Genomic DNA, 21,047 nt, shown 5'->3' on the forward strand with positions numbered 1-21,047 from the left:
TGAGGGATTATCGGAAGGATAGAAGCTGATAGAATTAGCTTCTATCCTTTTTGTTCGTTTAAGTGTACTTTTACGAACGGTTTTATTCTAGAAAGCAAAGGTGATTATTCCTTATACATATTATGGGAATCAATGTTAATCTAAATGTAGATGATGTTTGAAAGTGAATGTAACTTAAGTGCAGTTAAGTTACATTCAACCTGTAATGAATTTATATGTCGCAAATAAAATTTTTGTATAAAGGAGGAGAACCCCCATTCTTAAAATAACTAGAATTTTTTTAAATATAGTCACAGTGGTATTTGCAGCTTATGTGTTATGGAATCAGAACTTTACGTTATTACCCTATGTAATGCTCACACTTGGAATTTTTATGTTGGTAGCAGGATTTGAAAAAATCCAAAAGGACAGAAAAGAGTTTTGGGGATACACGTTTGTCATTATTTCGTTGTTTATTTTCTTTGTTTCCATACAAGGATTGATAATGAACGCTTAAGATTTTTTCTTGTAAGCGAATGTAACTTATTGTGAATTAAGTTACATTCAGGAGCTTAAATTTTGAGAGGCTTAATAAGTAAAATTGGATGGGAGAGAAGCAAAATGAAGAGGGAAATGGAAGAATTGATTGTGAAATCTTTTTTTGATAAACATATACAAGAAAGGGTACTCCATGAATTATTTACACCTAAGAAAAGGAAAGATGCAATGAATCGCCTCTGTCACCGATATACAAAGATGTTAAAGGAAAAGTACATGATTGAAATTCCTCCACCTAACTCAAATCCTAAATACATTTACGATGTACTAATGATGCACGGAGCTGAAAAGATGTGCTATTCACTGTCATATAATGAAAAAATAGATGGAAAAGAACTGCCACTTCTAGAAGCTTTGGAACATGCTGTCGGTGATGGTTTTCCTTCCATTATTTCATGTATTCCTGGTGAGTTAGCCTACTTTGAATCTGAACAAGAGTATGGAGCTCCTCCAAGATATCTCTTAAAAAGACCTAAGTATGAGTTATAAAGTAAATTTTTGAATGTAACTTATTAGCAATTAGGTTACATTCGAAGTGCTTGATTTATCTTAATTCTAGTAACATAGGAAAAGGAAAGTATTGAAAATTTAAGCTATATAGCTGGTTAGCAACCAGCCGTGATCATGATGATTATTGAAACTGACGGTTACTTCAACCAAGCCTTATTGACCGGTAAAAAATGTTCCAAGCAGCAATTGAGGCAGATGTATCGACAAGCAGACCAATTAACTTCTGAGACTCGTGACTTTGCCGATGTGTTTTGCCGGCTTCATAACTTTGATCAACTTCCGTATTCAGAGGATATAGAAGTTGATTTTGTCTTGGATACGGATACCGGCAGGATCTACTCTCCGAGTTACTAACCTTTAGGAACCATTTTTCGAGACTTTTTGTTAGATGTGAATGTAACTTAATCCTAATTAAGTTGCATTCAGTTCCTCGATTCTATTGATTTCACCAGAAAACCATACCGAACTGGTTTTATTAGAAAAAAAGATACATTCGAAATGTTGTTCTGTAAGGCTTCAAAGCTTGGATTTCAAAAGAATATAAGTTTACATATCTTCAGATTATTGATAGGCAAGGGACTTCATAGAAAGTTATTTCCCTTTTTTCGTTGGTGTAAGTGTACTTTTACGAACGGTTATTCACTGTGATTTCTCTGGCTATCTGATTATGCGCTAAGTATATTTAGAGAAATAGCAGTAAGTGTAAGAGGGAGGAAAAAGATGGACTTCATGATTGCGGGCAAGCAGGGATACATCCGGATCGACCTAACAGAAGTAGTTGGATTCCCAGACGAAACCAGCTACTTAGGTGGGTTCGATGTGAAAGGCAGAGTCGAAATTAAAAGTGGGAATTATTACGTTAAAGATGCAGAACTGTGGTTTTCCACGGGGCAGGTATACGAGTTCTTCGTTGAGCTGCAGGAAGCCTATCAAAGGTTGAAAGGTTGCGCTACATTCTTGGAGTCGGATAATAACCTTAATCTTAGCTTGCGCTTTAATCAGTTTGGCCAACTAAACATTCAGGGGCACTTTCAGGAAGTGTCGGAACCTGAAAACGCTCTTCAGTTTGAGTTCGAGAGCGAGCAAAGTTATTTGATTAGTACACTTCAGCAATTGCAGCGTATTGTGGATTACTATGGAGATTAATCTATTTACATATATATATACTAGAAGAGCATGTAGTTCACATATCAGCAATTATCAGAAGTTGCAGTTGGCAAATAATAAAATGATTAGATCTAACAAAAAAGAGTCCAGCATAACGAGCACTTTAGAAGTGCCCCTATGCTGGACTCTTTGAGACTGAATCGAAATCTCGTTTTAGTTAGCTTAATCGCTCTTCAGCCATCTTATAGATTTTTTCTTTCTCCCGCTTCCCGATAGCGACAATCTGAATCACTTGGATTGTTCCTTCAGCTTCTCTGAAAATGACCCGCAGGCCCATCTTCTTGTTTTTTAACTTATTGCATTGAGCCAAATTGCCGGAAAGCGGCTGGCCGGCTTCCATGCCCATCAACCGGATCCGATCCAATGCTTTATTGACAAAAATCTTTTGGCTGCCATCAAGTTGTTCATAGTCTTCCTTTGAATACTGGGTCCATTCAAGCTGATACAACGATTATTCCCACCCATCTTCTTCATCAATGACAGGGGATTGAGTTGCGCTTGCACCGCGGACTTCCGCATCCGAGAAAGTGGAAACCTGTTCCGTCAGCAGCCTTTTTTCAGCGATCAAATCAGCCAGCTGGTCGTAAAGTTCCTCTATTTCTCTGTTCAAAGACTCGTATTGTTTTTGGGTAAGCATGACACCGGCAACCTTTTCGCGGTTAAAGACATAGACACCTGCCGCTTCCTGATCTGCCTTCTGAAAAGCTTCCATGGGCGAACGTTTTACTTCCGAAATTGACGTTGTGGGGATATCAAGTATTCTCATGGCCATGTTCATCCACTCCTTTGGTTATATTCATTATAGCCTTTTTAAAAGACTTTTAAAAGTCTTTTTATGAGATTGGCTTAGAAGTTCGAATATATTTGTTAACACTGGCTTATAAAACTGCGCAACTTTTAAGTTGCTTTTTTCACCGGCATTCGGAAAAGTGTACTTTTACGAACGCTTTTGAAGTAACGATATTTATTGAATGCAAAGTTATCTTCCAGGTTATTAAAATGTTAAAATTAGGAATAGAAAATATGTATAGTAGACTTCTATTAAATGAGAAGAAAGGCGGGGTTCCTATGAAGACATATGAAAAGATGCTAATTGCTATTCAAGACGAGGAATTTAACTGCTTTGCTTCAAAAGGGAGCTGGTTGTACATAGCCAATAAAAAGGATACAAAAAAAGGGCTTTTCCGTTTACGGAACTCTATTCACTTTTTCGTATCATTAGATGCGCAGCGAATGCCTTCTGAATTTGGTGTAGTAAAAAAAATAGAAGTCCCCATCACTGCAAAGGAACTGGCTGAACTCGATTATAAGAGTAGAAAGAAGGATCTTTCTCTTTTAACCGAGGAATTGTTAAAGGATTATGAATGGTTCCTTGATAAAGTGAATTCTCAACCGAAACATACGCCCATGGCCGTTACCTGGCTTGAACGAATCTTTCCGAAGAAGGAAAAAGAACTGCGGGTACACAAGAAGTTTTTTAGTGGATTATCAAAAGAAGAGAAAAAAGAGTTATTTGAAAATTGATTAATTTACAATTCCTTCCTAACGGATATCTTAAAAGATTCTGAAGTGAGTTAGTAAATTATATTAAAGCATGAAAAGGAGAGATTCGAATGAGTATGAATTTGGAGATCGATTCACAGCGTCGCTATGAAAAATTTGTAGAAAGAGTTTCTAAGAGTCAAGAAGTTTGGGGTCTTAAAAGCGATGAAGGATGGGCGATTGTAGAATCTAATGCTTACGAAGATACCGGTGTTATGCTTTTTTGGTCAGACAAGGCGTATGCTAAACAATGCGCTGCAGAAGAGTGGGCTCACTACATTCCGACTATCATCACACTAGAAAACTTTATGCAGCTATGGTTACCAGGTTTAGAAGAAGATGAATTGGTAGCTGGTGTAAACTGGAATAAAGATTTGGTTGGTCTTGAAGCAGAACCTTTAGAGCTATTGAGTAATTTGCAAGAAAAAAATTAAGAGTTTAAGGCCATCTTGCGAAATATAAGTAACTGTTACAGTCATTAGTGGTTGCTTTTTTACATACAATCAATCTGTGCTATCCGGCGCAAAACCACCCACTTTTTTCTTAGGAAAGGTCCGTATACAAAACTGTTATTTCAATTGAAAATAGTTTACATATCCTGAATTATCTGAAGTCACATAAAAGAAAATGAATTGATGGTGAAACTATGAACATAAAAGAACAGGTAAAGTTGTTACTTAAAGAAATTGTAATTGATTTGGTGAATGGGAATTACGAAAAAATTCAAATAAAACTCATTGAAGAACTAGAAGTAGATGATCTCAAAGAGGAGTTAAGCTATTGGGAGTCACTTACAATGCCTCCTGATCAAGCTTTTGAGAAAATCAATTTTATCAAATATGAAGATGGCTCAGGATATGCATTGGAGTTCGAAATATGGGTAGATGACAATGAAAGCGACTTTACGTTGTCTTGTGAGGCAAATGTTGACCATAAAGGTAATGTTGACTCCTTATTAATTAACAATTTACATGTTTTATAGGTATTGTTTTATTGGGCAAAAGGATGCTCGTTATTTTGATAAGACAATAATATAGAAAAGAATCAGAAGCAACTAGCTGCACCAAAGCCAGCAGAACCAGAGCTAGATTCGCCAAAATTGTCCTCACAGGAGCCAGAAAGCGAACCTGAAACGGTAACACCTAAAAAAGACACACGAAGTTTATGGGCCAGAATCTGGAACAAATAAAAAGCGTTTATTCGGCGGGAATGAGGAGTCGATTTTAAATGAGCACTAACTATCTTCACCAAGTCATGAATAATACCAAGTGGGAAGAAATTAGAGAAGCAATGTCCTGTTACCTTGGCAATTGTCAGTGGCGTACAAAGGATATCGAAAACGATTATATTTCCCCATGGGATGGCGAATGGTATTACCACTTCCGAAATGGTGATTACAAATTCATTGAGTGGTTGGAAATTAAGGCAGAAACCGAAGAATTGCGAAAAAATCTTATAGCTATACTTCATGAAATTCATGCCCAGGAAAGGTTTGCAAAGATGCTATTCGGGTTTATGGATATGTGGAAACTGGAGTTTACATTGATTACCTTTAAACTCTTAAAATGAATGTAACTTATGTGCAGTTAAGTTACATTCAACCCATGGCACTGGCTATATTTTTGAAATTAAAGTTTAAAAGTGAGGGTGCAACGTATGGAATACAGTGGCGGTTATTTTCTTCTGTCTACAGCAAGCGCCAATCAAGCTTATTATCTTAAACCAGTAGTGAACGGTGGTTTTTACGTCGAAAAGCTGATTTCGGTGGACGAAAAAGTGGGTGGTGTCTTTCCTAACCTCTCCTTTGTCTGGAGAAAAAGCAGCCAGCCAGCAGGGACGGGATATTCGTTGGCTACGACATTGCGGGGTATGAACTGGGTGGGAGTTTCCTTTCTTTCTTGGGTAATGACTTGCTCCAGGATTACCTGGCTTTTAATCCTAACCTTTCCATCAATAAATTCGGTTTGTTTCCAGAGCAGCAAACAGCTGAAGAGCTAGCCTGCTATACGAATGATGTACTCAAGGACCTGGTTGTGGCGGAAGAAGATTTGATGTGGCTGCCGTGGAAAATCACAGTTTATAAAGGTCTCTAAATTAAAATTTCCTAGTTATTTAAAAGCTATATACTTACCTTAATCGAATGTAACTTATTGTGAAGTAAGTTAAATTCAGCTCGCTGATTCTATTGAATTTACTAGAAAAAATGAAGAAATTGAAATTCCTAAAAAAATTTTCATTTAAATCATTGACTCTATTTTTCTCGCTTTTCCTAGGCGGCGCGCTTTTTACTTTTACTAAAAATCACATTCGCAACAAGCAAAAGGAGGCAGAAAGCGGTTGAAAAAATACGGAGTGGGCCTCATATTATCCCTTGTTGTTTTGTTCCTTCTCATGGTCGTGAATGCGCAACTTTATCGCCATGTGATGCCCTTATACACGCCAATCATGTTTTTAACGTTTCACGTCCTCGTCTACAAACACCTTATACCGGAGAAGCGGTATGGGGCCTATTTCTTTTTTGTCCTGGTGGTGGGCGCGTCGATTTTCTTTTCGCTGCCGGAATTTACCCATCAGCAAGCCCAAGAACACATCTGGGCCACTTACGGTCAGGACCTGGAGCTGACGGAACAGGATAACTTGCCTCTCGATCGGAGCGACCTCTGGCATCCTTTCGCACCCAGCTGGGGCTATGCTTTTGTGGGAACTGTGCCGTCAAGCAACGAGCACATCTCCCTTCTCTTTATTCCGGACACCGGGAGAATTTTCGAAATTGCCCCTTGAGAAAATTTTCGTTCATGCCTAGTTGTTCCGTAATGTTGAAATTGGAAGAAGGCCTACCCAGTGGGAGAGACCTTAAGTAGTGGAATACGCTTGGGAAAATGATAATGAAGTTGTGTGCAATTCGCAGCCGATGCTCAGTGCCGCTGAGCAAATCGTCATTTTAGCTATGATGCTTGTAGCATATGAGCGCAAATGCCCTTTGATTATTCAATTCTGGCAAGACCGCCATTATCGCTACAAGCGCTGTACAATTCGAGAACTGGATTGGAAGCAGCAGCTCATTACATATGAAGAAGCATTCGGCGGTCAGTACCTTGAGAATGGTGCCATTAGTTCTATCTAGATGCTGGACTAATCGAAAAATTCCTTGGAGTTCACTACCTACATCTGTTTCGGGTTCATCAGTACAAAATTAGAGGGAGTGCATTACTTAGTAGCACTTCCTTTTTATACATGTTCGCAAAATCTTAATTTAATGTAGTTTAATAATAAGTAGAGTTTTATTTTTAGCAAAAGTAGATACTCCAAAAAATAACCAGTAAAAAGGACAGACAGCCCACCAAAGCTGTCTGTCATTTACTTTATAGCAACAATTATTTTAATGTATCTGTTTGTTTTGAGCGATTTGCTTCCATCCGTGATAAGACCTGTTCGTTGTCTTTGTTAGACAAATTGGTATAGAGGGAGGTAGTTTCAATGTTGCTGTGGCCTAATTGATCACGCAGGAGAACGATACTGCCGCCATTGCGAATAAAGTCTGCCGCAAAGCTATGACGCAGTTTATGCGGACTAATGCCTTCTCCTTGTGCGAAGGCAGCCGTGTATTTGGTCACCAAGTTCTCGATGGCACGTCGGGAAAGAGAGCGGGTAGTACCGCCATAGAGAGTGACAAATAGGAAGGGGACTTCTTTCGTTCCGGTGTACCGGCTTTCCCGGATATCCAGGTAGGCTTTCACATGCTGTATTGCTTGATCCATGACCCGAACGGTGTCCTCTGTCGAGCCTTTTCGCTTGATGTCGATCAATTGCTTCTTGAGGTTGATTTTCTTTACGAGAATGCGTGCCATTTCACCGAGACGGATGCCGCTTCCAAGAAAAAGGGAGAGGATGGTCAAATCCCGCTCCTTGTCCCGTTTAAACCGCTGACGTGCAAGCGCACTCTCCAATGTTGCTTCGGGTAGAAGTAGGATTCGCCGTCCTTGTTTTCCGTCTCTTTCGTTAAATAATTGAAGAGAGATTTCAGCGCATTAACGGATAGCATGACGACCGCATTGCCGCGCTTTTTCACGGTGTTGTTCTCCTGAGTGAGGGATTCCTCTCTCAGGAATTCAATGTAGTGCTCCACGTCCTGCTTCTTCAGTTCCGCCAATACGGAATAGGGGATGGAAGCGGTATTCGAAACCTCTGCCAGGTCTTCCCGGAGCAGCCACTGGAAAAAGTGCTGGTAGCGGTAGAGGTACTGCAGCAACGTATCCGCCGACAGGCCGGCCCGCTTTTTGGAGCGGACATATTCGACGACATAGAAGGGCATATCTCTCAGCTGATTTTCAATCCGCTGGAGGATCTGGAGTTCTTCGGGTGTCAGTGCCATGGTTTATTTCTCCTTTAAGTTATTCTAAGTATATGTTCGCAAAATGTAATTTAAACGAACAAATAAAGTGACCACAAAGAACCTTAGGAAATAACTTCAAAAGGGGTTAAGTTATGAATTTGAAAGAACCGGCTTTTATGTTAAAGCTATGTGGAAGAGAATTTTTTAATGAAGAGCTTTCTTGTTTAGGTTGGCAATTAGCAGAAATTCTTAATCCCCTTAAGGACTATACACAGTTCCATGAATGGTATATTTTCGATGTGACAGCAACTAGCAAAGCAGCTATTACCGAATTGTTTCCTAAGAATCCACAAGAATCTTTTGTTGTCTTATCGACCGATGAATTGATCGACACAGTTAAAAGAGTCATACAATTTGAATCAGGAGTATTCATAGCGGTGCAAAAAGGAAAAGAAGTAAATTGGGATGTCGATCATTTACCCGATACTGAAGAAAATGAAGGGTTACAACATCCATTAGCAGAAATAGAAATACGTCCTTTTGATTATTCGTATTTTGAGATTTACGGTAATAACAATAAAGTGAAAAAAACAATATTAAACTATTTTGGTGAAAATTAAATCTAAGAGTTAAGAAAGCTTTATAAGTATCGGATTTACATACAATTTCGCGAAGAAATGGAGTGTATACAGATGTCTAGCGAGAACGTTATACGAATCACCGGAGAGCCGTTAGAAAGCTATAAAGAAGTCTTGAATTTATACGAGGAACTGGGTTGGAATTCTTTGGGCTTGACGGAAGCGGATTTCGAAAAAATGTACAGTCAAAGCTGGTTTGTGGCATTTGCTTATAGTAATGATCAAATGGTCGGTATAGGCCGAATCATTTCGGACGGCGTGGTTACAGGAATTATTTGCGGTCTGGGCGTTAAGCCGAGTTATCAGCAATCCGGTATCGGCAAACGGCTAATGAACGAGCTGATCCATCAATGCTTAAAGAACGGAATCAAACCGCAATTGATTTGTGTAGAAAGTTTAAAACCGTATTACGAAGCAATGGGTTTTAAGAAGTTTGCGAGCGGCATGACATGGAGCGGCGGCAACTCATGAAAAAAGAGATAATGCTAAGCTATAAAGATAGAAGAGGCATCAAATAAGCAGTCTTCTATTATTATCAATATTTTAGTTGACATAATATAAATTATCGGAAGTAACGTTTCATTTAATAAGTATACTTTTAATAGTGAGACGAAGCGGATTTTCACACTTGTTTTGGTTTTTTAACCTAAATTTTGAATTATGCTGTTTATCGATACATTACACACTTAATTTGAATTTCAATGTTCTTTTGTTGATTTCTTCTCGCAGCAAGATTTGTTTTCATAAATTGTATGCGTTAAAAATAATCTGTTTCATAATCAATTAAACTTAAGCGCAGCAACTCGTTGGAAATTGCTGCGCTTTGTGTTTGTAATTTCAGTTGCACGTCTCATAACTAAGTTTGACTAAACAAATCTCTCTATCTAATCTTTACATATTCAACTTATAAATCTACATAATCAATAAATTCCACCGATGTCCGTCCACATCACAAAATCCTGCTCCGTAAAACCCATTGCGTTCACCAGGCTCTGAAAATACTGTCCCGCCAGCTGCTTCCACTTTCTGGATGAATTCTTGGACTTCTTCTTGCGAATCTGCAGAGATTGACAAAATCACTTCCGAACTTGAGCTCGTATCGGTCACCGCAATGCCTGTAAACGCTCTAAATGCCTCTTCTGGAAACAACATGACCATGACATTATGATCGCCGACCACAACTCCAGCCATTTCCTCGCTGTCTGAAAATCGTTCATTTACCGTGAATCCAAGGGTTTTAAAGAAGTTCTTCGACTTTTGGAGATCTTTCACCGGTAAATTGATCCAACATTCTTTTGCCATCCAACATTCCTCCATTCTATTAGCCTATCATTGGTACCGCTGTCGATTACCTTAAAGAAAAAATCTGAGGTTTAATATATCAGAATCTATGATATAAATTAAAAAGACTGAATATTCAAGGCAGTATTTTTACTTCAGGCTCATTTACCGGTTTCTCTGGCCAATTTACAAGAAAAATACCACTAAAGATCAGCATGCCGCCCACGAGCAACGTATAGTTGAGCTGTTCTCCTAAGATAGCCCAGCCGCTTATAACGCCAAAAAACGGCGCCAGAAACAAAAATGCGCTGACTTTCCCCGGGTTTCCTTTTTGCAATAAATAAAACCAGATGGCAAATTGAACGATTGAAGCCATAATCGTAAGCCATAAAATGATCGACACTGACGTTAAATTGAGACTTAGCTTCGCATCTTCCAATAAAGCACTGCCAAGCAGCAATAAAATGCCGCCAAACAGCATTTGGTATGCCGTCAGCACCCACGTGTCGAAGCGGTTTCCCCACTTCTTGATTAATAACGTTGAAATGGCCCATGAAACTGCACTGGAAATACCGAAAAGCGTACCGATTTCCAGTTTAAGTTCTCCACCCATCGTAACCACAACGCCGATAAACCCTATAATAACCCCTGCCCATTGAACAACTCGGTACCGAATGCCGAGGGTCAGTGTACCGAATATGACAACTAACAACGGATTCATAAAAGTTAAAATGGCGGATTCTCCAGCCGTAATTGTCCGCAAACTGAGAAAAATCGCACCCATGACCCCCGCCGTCTGGAAAGCGCCAATCCAAAAAATGCGCAGCCAGTCTTGAAGCTGTTTTGGTTTTGGGCGTTTTAACACCGTGACAATCGCTATCATTAATATTCCGGCCAACGTAAACCGGATGCCCACCAAAAGCAGCGGGGACACATAGCTTATTCCGATTTTGCCAACTGCAAAAGATGAACCCATTAAACTTGTCGTAATTACGACCAAGAGTGCAAATGCCGCTTTACTAGTCAAATTCCATTCCCCTAACTCCAGCTGCTGGTTTTCCCTTACATAGTTCTGCAGCCTGAACCGGATATCCTCTTTTTCCTTGTTTTGAATAAAGGATGAAGGGAAAAGAATAGAACACGAACCAGACAGAAAGGATGCGATGATTTGGACAAGCAAGCAATCCACCAAGCGCTGCAGCAAAAGACCATCACCTTGCAGGATGGCACCCGCCTCCCTGCTCTTGGTCAAGGTACCTGGACCACTGGTGACCATAAGGCCAACAAGGAGGAAGAAATTGAGGCACTGCAATTAGGGATCGAACTCGGAATGACGGTAATTGATACGGCAGAAATGTACGGAGACGGAAAATCGGAACGCCTCGTCGGCGAAGCGATTCAAGGAAGGCGCGACAGCGTCTTTTTGGTATCCAAAGTCTATCCGCAGAACGCTGGGCGTAAAAACCTCATTAAAGCGTGTGAAAACAGTTTAAAAAGGCTGAATACCGATTCGCTTGATTTGTATTTGCTGCATTGGCGCGGTCGCGTGCCGCTGGCTGAAACCGTCGAAGGCATGGAAGCGCTGAAAGCGGAAGGCAAAATCAAGCGCTGGGGCGTCTCGAATTTCGATACCGAGGATATGGAAGAATTATGGAGTGTGCCATACGGCCAGAATTGCGCAACAAACCAAGTGCTGTATCATCTTGGATCGCGCGGCATCGAATTTGATCTGATGGATTGGCACAAAAAAAACAACATTCCCATCATGGCTTATAGTCCACTTGCACAAGGCGGAACGCATCGGAGAGCGTTGACGACGAATGCGATCCTCGGGGAGATAGCGGATAACCACAATGCCGCTCCCCTTCAAATCGCTCTTGCCTGGACCCTCCGCTCCGGCAATGTACAGGCTATACCAAAAGCCGGGCAATCCGCACACGTGGTTGCAAATGCTGAAGCAGCTGCGATCCAGTTGACTCCGGAAGAATTAAAACTGCTTGATGAGGCATTTCCTGGACCGGGACAGAAAGAACCGCTTGATGTGATATAACTTGAAACGAAGAATAAAATAACGAATCTAAAAAAGAGGAACCGCTCAAAGGTTCCTCTTTTTCATGTACGACTTTTGTAAGGCAGAGCAGTCTAATTATTTCTTATCCAACTCCAACCATGTTTCCAGCCATTCGCTCTGGTCTCCTTCAAAATAGTCATCTAAGAAAGACGCAAATGTTTGGCTGTCTACATGCTGAAACTGGTATTTGGTGTAGTAGGCCGCCAAAAAACGGAAAGCGGCTTCTTCACCGCCTTTATCATTGAAGAAATCCCTCAGCAAAAGAGGGGTCTTCCCATGGAGCGTAGCTCCGTAACTCCATTCATCCAATATATTTAAAGGGGTATTGGAATACTGGGCCGGCGTTTCCCTTTCCACAAATTCAATTGCCGGCTGGAATGCTTTGTCTTCATCTCCATAGTTTTCCGTAAGATAAGCGGATGCTGCGTAACTGGACAGGCTTGCACTTAGCCAGGCGTCTGTATAGGGGTCGCTTAGTAAATGAAAACCGAACCATTGGTAAGCTAGCGAATAAGCAATTGCATCAGTTGGTATTTCGCCATTACCATCCACCTCGCCTATTCCCGATACATTGGTAGAGGAATCAACTCCATAAGCGGCAAGCAAGTCCATTTCTTCAGATGGATGATCGCCAATTTTTTCTTCATAAAAAGCAAAAGCATTCGTGGCGCTATATGCTGTAGTTTGAGCCATTTCAGCATCAGCCGGCCAGAAAAGACGCAGTTCCGTATCATTCACTTCGAATGAAGTTGTTGACCAGTGATCCGGTTTTAAAAAGCTGATGAAAAAATCATTTAGCTGCTTTGCTTCAAGTATTCCAGAAGAGCTTTCTTTACTATTGCCATCTACTGCTGAACTAACCACAAGATACGGATCATCTAATTCATACTGAATGGAAAAATCACTATAAGTCGGGTAAACCGTCTCTCCATAAACGCTTAAATTCTGAACCACCCAACCACTATCATATTGAGCAATTTTCGGATACCACTCAGAAAAGAATAAATCATCCCCTAAGGCAAGATGGTTTCCTTCATAATCTTGAATTCTTAATGTATAGACCACAGAGATTCTCTTTTTCTCGCCCGGTTCTAAAGGTTCCCTAAGCTGAACGAAAAAACGGTTGTCGTTCAACTGATAAAAAAGATCTCCTGTCGAATCGGCCACCGAGGTTAGACGCGTCTCCATCGACTTTCCCAAAAACACAGCAATTCCGCGATCATGCAATCCATTGGCTGCGAAGTTAAAGGCCAGTTCTTCCCATGAATCTGGTGAATCGTTCAGTACTTCGATTTCCGCTGAAACATTCAAATTTCCGTTGAATAGTTTGATGTCGATATCGTAGTCTGCAAGGGCGTCAGGAGTCATATCCGCTTCTGTGGCATCGTCTTCTCTTAATCCAAAGTATAAAGCGAGGCCGCTTAGGGCTAGAAAGGTCGAAATCAACAAGAAAGCCCGTCCTTTTCCCTTTTTCGATTTTGAATTGTCATACAACATAGTCATCCTGTCCACTCCCTTTATCACGTATCCTACTGGCGTCAGCAGTTCGCAGAGATTCAAGGGGTTTATCTCGGATAGCGGCGATACACGCTCCTTTCGGAATGATTAATGCAAAATCTTTAGACTGAGTAAAATCGAAAATGTCAACAATATGGAGGCACTTGTTTTGTATGTAGTCGTTCTTTTACGCCCATCATACTCCATTTACTCTGCAAATGCTCTTGTTTTTCCTGATTTTGGATAGGTGAAAATCATGCAAATAAAAAGAACAGATTTCTCTGCTCTTAATCTTGATTATTGGAGATTCAATTGTTGAAGAACCATCTGCTTGAAGGACGTTCTCTCGGCGTTAAGTTCATGATGAAGTAGCCGATGATAAGTACCAGGATGACAAGTGCATTAAAGAATGTGGATTGCGGATCGTCATGTTCCACAATGATTAAACGGACCATCGCTGTAATACCGATGTAGATGAAATACCGTAAAGGAAAATGATAGTCTTCTTTGAAATACTTCACAATCATCGAGATAAATTCGAAATACAAAAAGAAGACCAAAATTCTGGCAAAAACCGTTTGGTAATCTTCTGTTTTGTTTTCGATCATCAGCTCGCCAAATACAATCAACTCTTTAACCAACTGAAAAGAAAGAACAATTGCCAGAAAGACCAGCGATACATTTAAAAACACTTGTAAAATGTTCGGGATAGTTATTGCCAAGCCACTCAAGTTCTTTTTAAGCTGAACCATTCTCCGCTCCCTTTCAATAAGCTGAATTAAAATCGCTTAAAGAATAGCACTAAAATGTTGAGAACATATTAGCATAGCATGTAGTTTTGTTAATGCCATCCGCTACAAGTATTCACCGCAGTTTCGGCTGACCATGGTTGCCAAAAAGATTCATAAAAAGGCATCTCATAAGTGATTTTCAATTACCGCCTAATGAGTATATAAAAAAGCACTGAAAAGGGACTTGCGCCTTTTCCAATGCTTTTGCTTATAGGTATTCTTTTTCAAACTCGATTGTGCTGCGGACCGTATTGATCGGACGGACCATTTTTTCAATTTGCTCGCGTTTTCCTTCTAAAAACGGCGGCAAAGACAATTTTTCGCCAACGGTTTCGTACGGCTCATCACCCAGGAAGCCAGGACCATCCGTTGCCCACTCAAATAGGATGCCAGGAGCGACACGGGCATACAGCGACTCAAAGAAGAAGCGGTCGACATAACCGGAAGTGCCAAAGCCGAAGCTTTCCATGCGCTGGGTCCATTCGTCCAAAACAGCACGATCTTCTACACGGAATGCAGCGTGATGGACTGTGCCGAATCCTTGGCGTCCAGGCGGCAAGACCGTATTGTATTCAATGATCACTTGAGCGCCGTTTCCGCCTTCGCCTACTTCAAACAAATGCAGCGAGCCTTCTTTAGCGATTTCGCGGAACAACAGGACTTTTTCCAAGACCTCTTTCATATAGTCGAACTGCGCAATGCGGATATGGATCGGCCCGAGTCCAGTAATAGCAAACTCCAACGGCACCGGCCCTTTCTGCCAAGGTGTCCCGGAAGTGATTCCTTCGTTGTGCTCGTCAGACACCAGCATGTACTGCTGGTCGTCAAAATCGACAAACGACAAGGTCTGCTTGCCAAACAATTCTTTAACGCCCGAATGCTTTACTTCGTATTTGTCAAAGCGTTTTACCCAATACGCAATTGCCGCATCGGTCGGTACGCGGAACGAGGTTTTATAGATTTCGTTCGTTCCGTGCGTGCCTTTTTGGATGCCCGGAAAATCGAAGAACGTCATATCGGTTCCGGCCGATCCTTTATCATCCGCAAAGAACAAGTGGTACGTTTGAATATCGTCCTGGTTGACGGTTTTCTTGACTAGGCGCATGCCCAGTACATATGTGAAAAACTCGTAGTTCTTTTCAGCGCTGCTGGTAATGGCGGTAACGTGGTGCATTCCTTTAATATGATTCATGGCGTTAATCCCCTTTTGCTTTAAAATTTAAATGAAATTAAATATCTTGAATTCGAGATAATATTACTATGTCTTGAGCTGGTTGTCAACTTAGGTGTTCCGAAACGTTTTCCTCTCGATTTTCGATCAAATTCTTAATATATCTTCCGCGACTCCATATTAACAATCTGCTCTACCGGTTGAAAAAAAAGGAATTTAATCCTATGGCATCTTTCGGCTCAATATATTTGAAGATAGTTAAAACCTTTTAACTGATTAAGCTAAAGGAAAGACTGATTAAATCAAAGACCGCGAAAAGAGAGGCCTTTTAAACCCTGAACGCTCTAGGGTCTTCTATGTAAAAAGCGACATTCCCGCAATCCGGACAAACCGCCGCTTTTGGTTTAGCGGATGCTCTTCTAAAAATCCCGCCTCCTTTTTTACTGATTTTGATTCCGTATAGCCCGCCTTCAACGTTCACATTGCAATCAGCAATCATTTCAGTCTGGCATTGATGGCAAATTCTCATTTCTTCAACTCCTTCAGTTCGTATTGGTTACGGCTAATGTTTTACAGAATAAAAAAAAGAGAAAGAACTATTACTCTTTCTCTTTTCTAATCGAACTTTCAAAGGCGTGGATCTACCGGGTCTGATTCGAGGGCAAGAGTTGCCAAGACGCATTCATGGACCCGTTCGATTGATTCCCCGTTGAGGAAGCGGGTGATGCCTTCCAAACCCAGTGCAAATTCTTTTAATGCCATCTTTTGTTTTTTTCCGGTGTTGCGGCTTTTTAGACGTGCAAGGTTTTCCGGCTCCAAGTAATCCATGCCGTAGATGATACTCAAATATTTCCGGCCGCGGACCTTAATCGCCGGCTGCAATAGCTTGCCTGCCTTCCTTGCCAGGTAAGAATTCGGCTTGATGACGATTCCTTCGTGCCCATCTTCCGTCATCTCGTTCCACCAGGCAATCATTTCGTCTTCGCTCGCTTCGTCGGTGATCAGTTTGAATTCGGTTGCGACGAATAATTCCGATTGCTCTGCAAATTCACGATTCATTTCCATGTGCCACGTATGCGGCTTGTCGAAGAACGTTTCCTTACTATGTGCCAGTACATGGAACGGTGCAATCTGAATAGATTCCAACGAGTCCACTTCCCAGCAATACTTCTGGAAGACATCACGGAACGTTTGAGCGTTTTCCAATTTTTGTTCGTATTCCGAAAGCCACGGTTGAATGTCTTCATTCGCAGCTTGTGCGAGTTTGTTCTTTATAGCGGAACGGTCCAATATGGCGTTTTCGGCCACATGGGCATATTGGGCGCTGATCAGCTGTTTCGCTTTTAAGTTCCAGGGCATAATTTCAGCATCCAGCAAAACGAACTCCGTATCGTGCTTGCGGAAGTAATCCTTTTCCTGCAATTCGCTAATTAGTTGGCGAACCACTTGCTGTTCCACTTCCGTGTCGAAAAAACGCTTCCCGGTACGGGTATGGATGATGCCGATTGTATCGATGCCCGTATGTTTCAGTGCTGCTTCCGGGTTTTCGAACAGCAACAGGACAGCCCGGCTGCCCATGTGTTTTTTTTCTGCAATCAATGTATCGATGCCGTTGCTGCGGTAATAATCGATCGCTTCTTTCGGGTGTTCCAAGTAGCCATCCAGCGAAGACGGTTTAGGTGTTGGGCTCATCGTCGGCGGGATATAAAGCAATTGTTCGATTGGCACGGTAAAATGAGACACATTGTCGATTGCCGGTTTGACATTTTCCTGCTGCACTTTCACTTCCCCGAGTTCTTCTGTCAAGACCGAATAGCCGTTCAGGAATTTGGCGATGTTTGGCGGATTCAACCGGTTTTTCTTCCATTCCTGGAGCGGATTTTCGGCAGTTCCTGCGTAATTTTCTTTTGCGGCGACCGCTACAAAGTCTCGCTCCGGAAAACGGTAAGCCGTCAGTTGGCCTCCGAACACCGCGCCTTGGTCAATGTTGATGGTGTTATTGACCAAAAGTGGCCGAGGCTTCGGGTCATGTCCCCATACAATCAAGGTGCGAGAAGTATGGGAAGCGGTCCAGTCTTTTCGGACCGGCTTTCCTTGCAAATCAAAGCCGCCTGTATCGCCGTAGCGGCAGAAATCACGGACTGCCGCAGACTGTTTGCCGATGAACTCGTCTTTGATGCCGGCGTGGGCACATACGAGAACCGGAACGCCATTCGCTGTAAAGACCAAATGGGACGGTGCTTGCAGCAAAATTTCTTTCAGCTCGCCCTTTAGTTGCAGGGCGGGTTCACTGCCGGCCTCGTTTTCAAACGACAGGAATTCCGCTTCCACTTTTTCATCGCCATGGCTTAATACAACATTGCGGCCATCCAGCCAGCGGGCGATTTTCCAACCGTGGTTGCTGTCGACCATGTAGGCGAGTTCTTGGTTGATGTGGCGCTGGAAAAAGCGCATCGTTTCTAAAGATGCCGGCCCTCTGCTCATAATATCTCCGACCGAGACGAACTTGCGCCCTTGCGGATGCACGAACAAGCCGTCTTCGTTTTTCCGGTAATCCAGCTTATGGAGCAGTTCCAGCAATTCCTCGAAACAGCCATGAATATCACCGATAAGATCAATGCCTGGGCCAATTTCTTTCTCAAGCGGGTTCTCGCGGCGGAAAAATTCCAGGGTTGCTGTGTCCTTAATCGAGTAAACGGACGCAAAACCTTCCTTTTTAATCCAGCGTTTTTCCCGATTGAACACTTGGGCTTGCTGCTTGATCCGGCGTTTGCCGCGCGGGAAGTCCCGTTGTTCGTCCCTGCGGAGCAACTCCGCTTCCGGAATATCGAATACCAGTGAAATGATAGGTACATGATTCTTCTCCGCTAAAGCAACATAGCGTTTCCGGGCGTCTGAATGCAGGTGTGTAGCATCGACAATCGAAACTTTATTCAAGCGGCAGCGCGCTTCAATAAGAGCATCCATCATGGAGAACGCTTCTTCGGAGATGGCCGCATATTCATCTATCAAACCGGCAGCTTCGTCCTGAGGCCGGTTGCTCCAGTCGATAAATTCTTTGTCGCTGACCAAAATGCGAAATTGATCGGATCCAATCACTTCCGATGGAAGAATCGTGCCTTCGTTTATAAGCTTATTCATTAAGGTTGACTTTCCGCTGTTGGAAGGGCCAACCAGCAAGACAATTCCTGCGTGCGGTAACCCGATGTTCATGCGAGGGCCCCCTTTCTTTTGAAGATGCACAGTTGAGTCGGATGGCCGTGAAGCGCTTGTTCTTCCCCAATGCCGTGAAATTCCAAGTCGTATAGGTTCTGATGGTTCCGCTCTCCGCACCAAGCGGCAAATTCAGCACGGGTCCATTCAAATCGGTGATCAGCATGGCGGAACTGGTCTTCCATATCATACATTTCGTTATACTCGCGGTTTGGTGTTGAAACGACCAATGCGCCAGGCCGGTAGTCGTGCAAAATCGTATCGAGCGCTTTAGGAAGGCGCTGCTCATCAATGTGTTCAATCACTTCGCATAAGATGATGGCGTCTTTGCCCTTCAGGCGTTCGTCAAAATAAAACAGGGAACCCCATACAGTTTCCGGCATTACAAACTGCTCTTTTTCCCGGAGTTTATTGAATCGCTCCAGCGCTTTGAGCGCAGCAGACTCGGAAGGTTCAACAGCCAGGATTTCCTGGATTCCGTTGATGAATCCGAGCTTAGCTGTCAGCTTGCCTTCGCCAGACCCGAAATCAACGACGCTCTTCGGTTTCAGCCCCTCGAGCAGCTCGACAATTTTTTCATAGCGCAAATCGTTTAACCGCACTTTTTTCACCGGTTGCGCTTCTGTCGAAGAGGCTTCGGCAGGCTCCACCAAACTGTAAAGTTCTTTGAACCGCAACGCTTGCCGGTAGATAAAATCACGGAGCGGATGCGAATCGAGCCAGCCTTCTCCGTAGCGTTCAAGCTTCTCGATTTCCTTCTCGTCAATAAAGTAGTGCTTGTAGTTATCGATGACCGGAATCAAGACGAACAAATGCCGCAGCCCGTTTTGCAGCGTCTGCATGCCGGAAAGCGACAAGGTCCTGGCCGAACTCCGGTCTTTGAGATGGAAAGAATAGTCGATCTCAGGCCGGGAAATGGCCACTTCATAGCCCATCGGTTCAAAAAGATCTTTCAACTGTTGATCGGACAATGCAGACGCCACAGGACCGATTTCAAAGCGGAACGGAAAGCGATGGTCCACCCATTCGGCGTATTCTTCTTTCGGCAAGCCATTTAGCGCGGTGCCGAGCGCAGAACGGATCAGCGAAGTAAAGATGCTGCTGACGGCAAATTCCCGGTCGTTTATGTAATGAGTAATGTCATACGAGTTCGACTTGTTTTGGAGGAGTTCCAGCGGATCCGGCGTGACGAAAATCGTCGCATCCAGTTCTGTATCGGTGCACTTGCTGTAAAAAAATCGGACCAAATGGCCTTTTTGCTTTCGTTCGTATAGGTTGTTCGGGTTCTTTGCTAACAAATAAGATATTGCTTTAACATTTTTTCCCGAAGCTTGAATCGTCAGTTGCATCTATGGCACTCCTTTGAGGGTGAAATTAACAAAAATAGGATAATCTAAATATAGCATAGGTCCTATACAGGGATATATAGTATGAAAAATTAGTTTTCAGGAAAGAAAGAAGACCGTGCTGTTTGTTTACATAGGATAAGAAGGATAGGAAGAAACTTGCGAAGTGACAGAGCGGCTCGAGGAAGTTATACATGGAACCATTTTTCGTTTACATTGAAGAAGTCCTGAACAAGCATCCGGTAAGTATTTTGGGCACTGAAAATAAACACACTTCCCTTAAAAAACCCGAACAGCCTCAAATGCCTTGGCCACCACATACGTTTTTCCTAGCCGAAGAAGCTGCACAGGCTCAGTTGATTCACTCACCACCGTTTTTAAAGTGGTAGTACGCAATCCGTATTGCTCGAGAACGGCTTGATAAGCTTCGTTCAATACTTCTGGTGCGCAGGCAAACATCCCACTCTTACTAGAAAGCAATTCATCCAAATTCCGTACCAAACCATATTTAAAGTTAATATACTTTTCGAAAGGCAGTATTCTTTCTGTCAGCTCAATATGGCATAAGTATAAGGAGGCGATCAGCTCGTTAACTCTTTCATTCTCACCTTGAAAATACAATTCCGTAAACGGCTTATTGTAATCCCATAGATAATAGTGATCGCTTCTCACTTCAAGTTCTTCGAAGCTGCAGGATTCCTTAGACTCAAAAAGGTATTCTTCATAATCTGTACATGTAATGGACCATTCCTGCAAAAGCTCGCCATCACCGTCTGAGAACACAGCACAAGTCAGGTGCAAATCATCTTCAACTCTGGAAAAACGGGTGAATTCCAAAGAAATATCGGTTTCGAACCTTTCTTCTGCGAGCGCTTTAATCATCTCTTTGACCATACGTATCCCCTCTCTTTCAATAAAAATTCCTGGAATCTAATTCCTGTTTATTCTAA

At 42.3% G+C, this 21,047-nt stretch carries 27 protein-coding genes; 14 read left to right on the top strand and 13 right to left on the bottom strand.

Annotated features, from left to right (window positions below; all coding sequences use genetic code 11):
- The first annotated feature begins 352 nt into the window (after positions 1-352).
- The 4 genes from B0H99_RS17995 (at position 353) to B0H99_RS04420 (ending at position 2,193) form a co-directional block, all read left to right on the top strand.
- A complete protein-coding gene (locus B0H99_RS17995; RefSeq protein WP_281258863.1) occupies positions 353-496 on the top strand; it encodes a DUF3953 domain-containing protein in 144 nt (47 codons plus the stop codon).
- A 62-nt stretch (positions 497-558) separates the two neighbouring features.
- Complete coding sequence (locus B0H99_RS04410) at positions 559-1,026, top strand: hypothetical protein (protein WP_245894385.1); 468 nt, start codon at positions 559-561, stop codon at positions 1,024-1,026.
- A gap of 135 nt (positions 1,027-1,161) precedes the next feature.
- Positions 1,162-1,401, top strand: a complete 240-nt coding sequence (locus tag B0H99_RS04415) for a hypothetical protein (RefSeq protein WP_219905812.1) — start codon at positions 1,162-1,164, stop codon at positions 1,399-1,401.
- 366 nt (positions 1,402-1,767) lie between these two features.
- A complete protein-coding gene (locus B0H99_RS04420; protein ID WP_106532437.1) occupies positions 1,768-2,193 on the top strand; it encodes a WapI family immunity protein in 426 nt (141 codons plus the stop codon).
- Between the two features lie 178 nt (positions 2,194-2,371).
- Here B0H99_RS04420 and B0H99_RS04425 read toward each other — a convergent pair whose 3' ends face one another.
- Complete coding sequence (locus tag B0H99_RS04425) at positions 2,372-2,662, bottom strand: type II toxin-antitoxin system RelE family toxin (protein WP_106532438.1); 291 nt, start codon at positions 2,660-2,662, stop codon at positions 2,372-2,374.
- A gap of 3 nt (positions 2,663-2,665) precedes the next feature.
- A complete protein-coding gene (locus B0H99_RS04430; RefSeq protein ID WP_106532439.1) occupies positions 2,666-2,986 on the bottom strand; it encodes a hypothetical protein in 321 nt (106 codons plus the stop codon).
- A 227-nt stretch (positions 2,987-3,213) separates the two neighbouring features.
- On the opposite strand from B0H99_RS04430, the gene B0H99_RS04435 reads away from it, so the two are divergent.
- From B0H99_RS04435 to B0H99_RS04465, 7 genes are all read left to right on the top strand, one after another.
- The gene (locus B0H99_RS04435; protein ID WP_245894387.1) at positions 3,214-3,738 is read left to right on the top strand and encodes a hypothetical protein; all 525 of its coding nucleotides are present in this window, start codon (positions 3,214-3,216) and stop codon (positions 3,736-3,738) included.
- 89 nt (positions 3,739-3,827) lie between these two features.
- The gene (locus B0H99_RS04440) at positions 3,828-4,190 is read left to right on the top strand and encodes a DUF2750 domain-containing protein (RefSeq protein WP_106532440.1); all 363 of its coding nucleotides are present in this window, start codon (positions 3,828-3,830) and stop codon (positions 4,188-4,190) included.
- Positions 4,191-4,402: 212 nt separating this feature from the next.
- Positions 4,403-4,738 carry a DUF7668 domain-containing protein gene (locus B0H99_RS04445; protein ID WP_106532441.1) on the top strand — a complete coding sequence of 112 codons (336 nt, stop codon included), beginning with the start codon at positions 4,403-4,405 and terminating at the stop codon, positions 4,736-4,738.
- Positions 4,739-4,983: 245 nt separating this feature from the next.
- On the top strand, positions 4,984-5,325 hold the full coding sequence (locus B0H99_RS04450; protein WP_106532442.1) for a DUF6678 family protein: 342 nt from the start codon (positions 4,984-4,986) through the stop codon (positions 5,323-5,325).
- Between the two features lie 329 nt (positions 5,326-5,654).
- A complete protein-coding gene (locus B0H99_RS04455; protein WP_106532443.1) occupies positions 5,655-5,849 on the top strand; it encodes a hypothetical protein in 195 nt (64 codons plus the stop codon).
- 244 nt (positions 5,850-6,093) lie between these two features.
- On the top strand, positions 6,094-6,537 hold the full coding sequence (locus B0H99_RS04460) for a hypothetical protein (RefSeq protein WP_106532444.1): 444 nt from the start codon (positions 6,094-6,096) through the stop codon (positions 6,535-6,537).
- A 79-nt stretch (positions 6,538-6,616) separates the two neighbouring features.
- On the top strand, positions 6,617-6,880 hold the full coding sequence (locus tag B0H99_RS04465; protein WP_106532445.1) for a hypothetical protein: 264 nt from the start codon (positions 6,617-6,619) through the stop codon (positions 6,878-6,880).
- Positions 6,881-7,130: 250 nt separating this feature from the next.
- On the opposite strand, the gene B0H99_RS18000 is transcribed toward B0H99_RS04465, so the two are convergent.
- Entirely contained in the window at positions 7,131-7,652 is a 522-nt protein-coding gene (locus tag B0H99_RS18000) for a tyrosine-type recombinase/integrase (RefSeq protein ID WP_245894389.1), read from the bottom strand.
- The gene (locus tag B0H99_RS18005; RefSeq protein ID WP_245894390.1) at positions 7,649-8,128 is read right to left on the bottom strand and encodes a site-specific integrase; all 480 of its coding nucleotides are present in this window, start codon (positions 8,126-8,128) and stop codon (positions 7,649-7,651) included. Before B0H99_RS18005 ends, B0H99_RS18000 begins: the two co-directional genes overlap by 4 nt.
- Positions 8,129-8,241: 113 nt before the next feature.
- On the opposite strand from B0H99_RS18005, the gene B0H99_RS04475 reads away from it, so the two are divergent.
- Positions 8,242-8,709 (top strand): hypothetical protein, encoded by a 468-nt coding sequence (locus B0H99_RS04475; protein ID WP_106532446.1) that lies wholly within the window; start codon positions 8,242-8,244, stop codon positions 8,707-8,709.
- Positions 8,710-8,781: 72 nt separating this feature from the next.
- Positions 8,782-9,198, top strand: coding sequence for a GNAT family N-acetyltransferase (locus B0H99_RS04480; protein ID WP_106532447.1), 417 nt, complete (start codon positions 8,782-8,784; stop codon positions 9,196-9,198).
- Positions 9,199-9,639: 441 nt separating this feature from the next.
- Here the strand turns inward: B0H99_RS04480 and B0H99_RS04485 are convergent, their stop codons facing one another.
- Both B0H99_RS04485 and B0H99_RS04490 read right to left on the bottom strand, forming a co-directional pair.
- Positions 9,640-10,029, bottom strand: coding sequence for a VOC family protein (locus B0H99_RS04485; protein ID WP_106532448.1), 390 nt, complete (start codon positions 10,027-10,029; stop codon positions 9,640-9,642).
- Positions 10,030-10,144: 115 nt separating this feature from the next.
- Positions 10,145-11,035: a DMT family transporter gene (locus B0H99_RS04490; RefSeq protein ID WP_281258860.1), complete on the bottom strand. Its 891-nt coding sequence runs from the start codon at positions 11,033-11,035 to the stop codon at positions 10,145-10,147.
- Between the two features lie 141 nt (positions 11,036-11,176).
- Here B0H99_RS04490 and B0H99_RS04495 point away from each other — a divergent pair, with 141 nt between their 5' ends.
- Positions 11,177-12,058, top strand: a complete 882-nt coding sequence (locus tag B0H99_RS04495) for an aldo/keto reductase (RefSeq protein WP_106532449.1) — start codon at positions 11,177-11,179, stop codon at positions 12,056-12,058.
- Between the two features lie 96 nt (positions 12,059-12,154).
- Here the strand turns inward: B0H99_RS04495 and B0H99_RS04500 are convergent, their stop codons facing one another.
- From B0H99_RS04500 to B0H99_RS04530, 7 genes are all read right to left on the bottom strand, one after another.
- Positions 12,155-13,582: a gluzincin family metallopeptidase gene (locus B0H99_RS04500; RefSeq protein WP_106532450.1), complete on the bottom strand. Its 1,428-nt coding sequence runs from the start codon at positions 13,580-13,582 to the stop codon at positions 12,155-12,157.
- A gap of 302 nt (positions 13,583-13,884) precedes the next feature.
- Positions 13,885-14,328 (bottom strand): phosphate-starvation-inducible protein PsiE, encoded by a 444-nt coding sequence (psiE, locus tag B0H99_RS04505; protein WP_106532451.1) that lies wholly within the window; start codon positions 14,326-14,328, stop codon positions 13,885-13,887.
- Between the two features lie 247 nt (positions 14,329-14,575).
- Positions 14,576-15,559 (bottom strand): ring-cleaving dioxygenase, encoded by a 984-nt coding sequence (locus B0H99_RS04510; protein WP_106532452.1) that lies wholly within the window; start codon positions 15,557-15,559, stop codon positions 14,576-14,578.
- 307 nt (positions 15,560-15,866) lie between these two features.
- Positions 15,867-16,067 carry a nucleic acid-binding protein gene (locus tag B0H99_RS04515; RefSeq protein ID WP_106532453.1) on the bottom strand — a complete coding sequence of 67 codons (201 nt, stop codon included), beginning with the start codon at positions 16,065-16,067 and terminating at the stop codon, positions 15,867-15,869.
- A 98-nt stretch (positions 16,068-16,165) separates the two neighbouring features.
- Positions 16,166-18,751 (bottom strand): polynucleotide kinase-phosphatase, encoded by a 2,586-nt coding sequence (locus B0H99_RS04520; RefSeq protein WP_106532454.1) that lies wholly within the window; start codon positions 18,749-18,751, stop codon positions 16,166-16,168.
- The gene (locus tag B0H99_RS04525; RefSeq protein WP_106532455.1) at positions 18,748-20,100 is read right to left on the bottom strand and encodes a 3' terminal RNA ribose 2'-O-methyltransferase Hen1; all 1,353 of its coding nucleotides are present in this window, start codon (positions 20,098-20,100) and stop codon (positions 18,748-18,750) included. Before B0H99_RS04525 ends, B0H99_RS04520 begins: the two co-directional genes overlap by 4 nt.
- A 276-nt stretch (positions 20,101-20,376) precedes the next feature.
- Positions 20,377-20,991, bottom strand: a complete 615-nt coding sequence (locus B0H99_RS04530; protein WP_106532456.1) for a hypothetical protein — start codon at positions 20,989-20,991, stop codon at positions 20,377-20,379.
- Positions 20,992-21,047: the final 56 nt, after the last annotated feature.

Origin of the sequence: Planomicrobium soli (assembly GCF_003014655.1) — a bacterium.
Lineage (GTDB): Bacteria > Bacillota > Bacilli > Bacillales_A > Planococcaceae > Planococcus > Planococcus soli_B.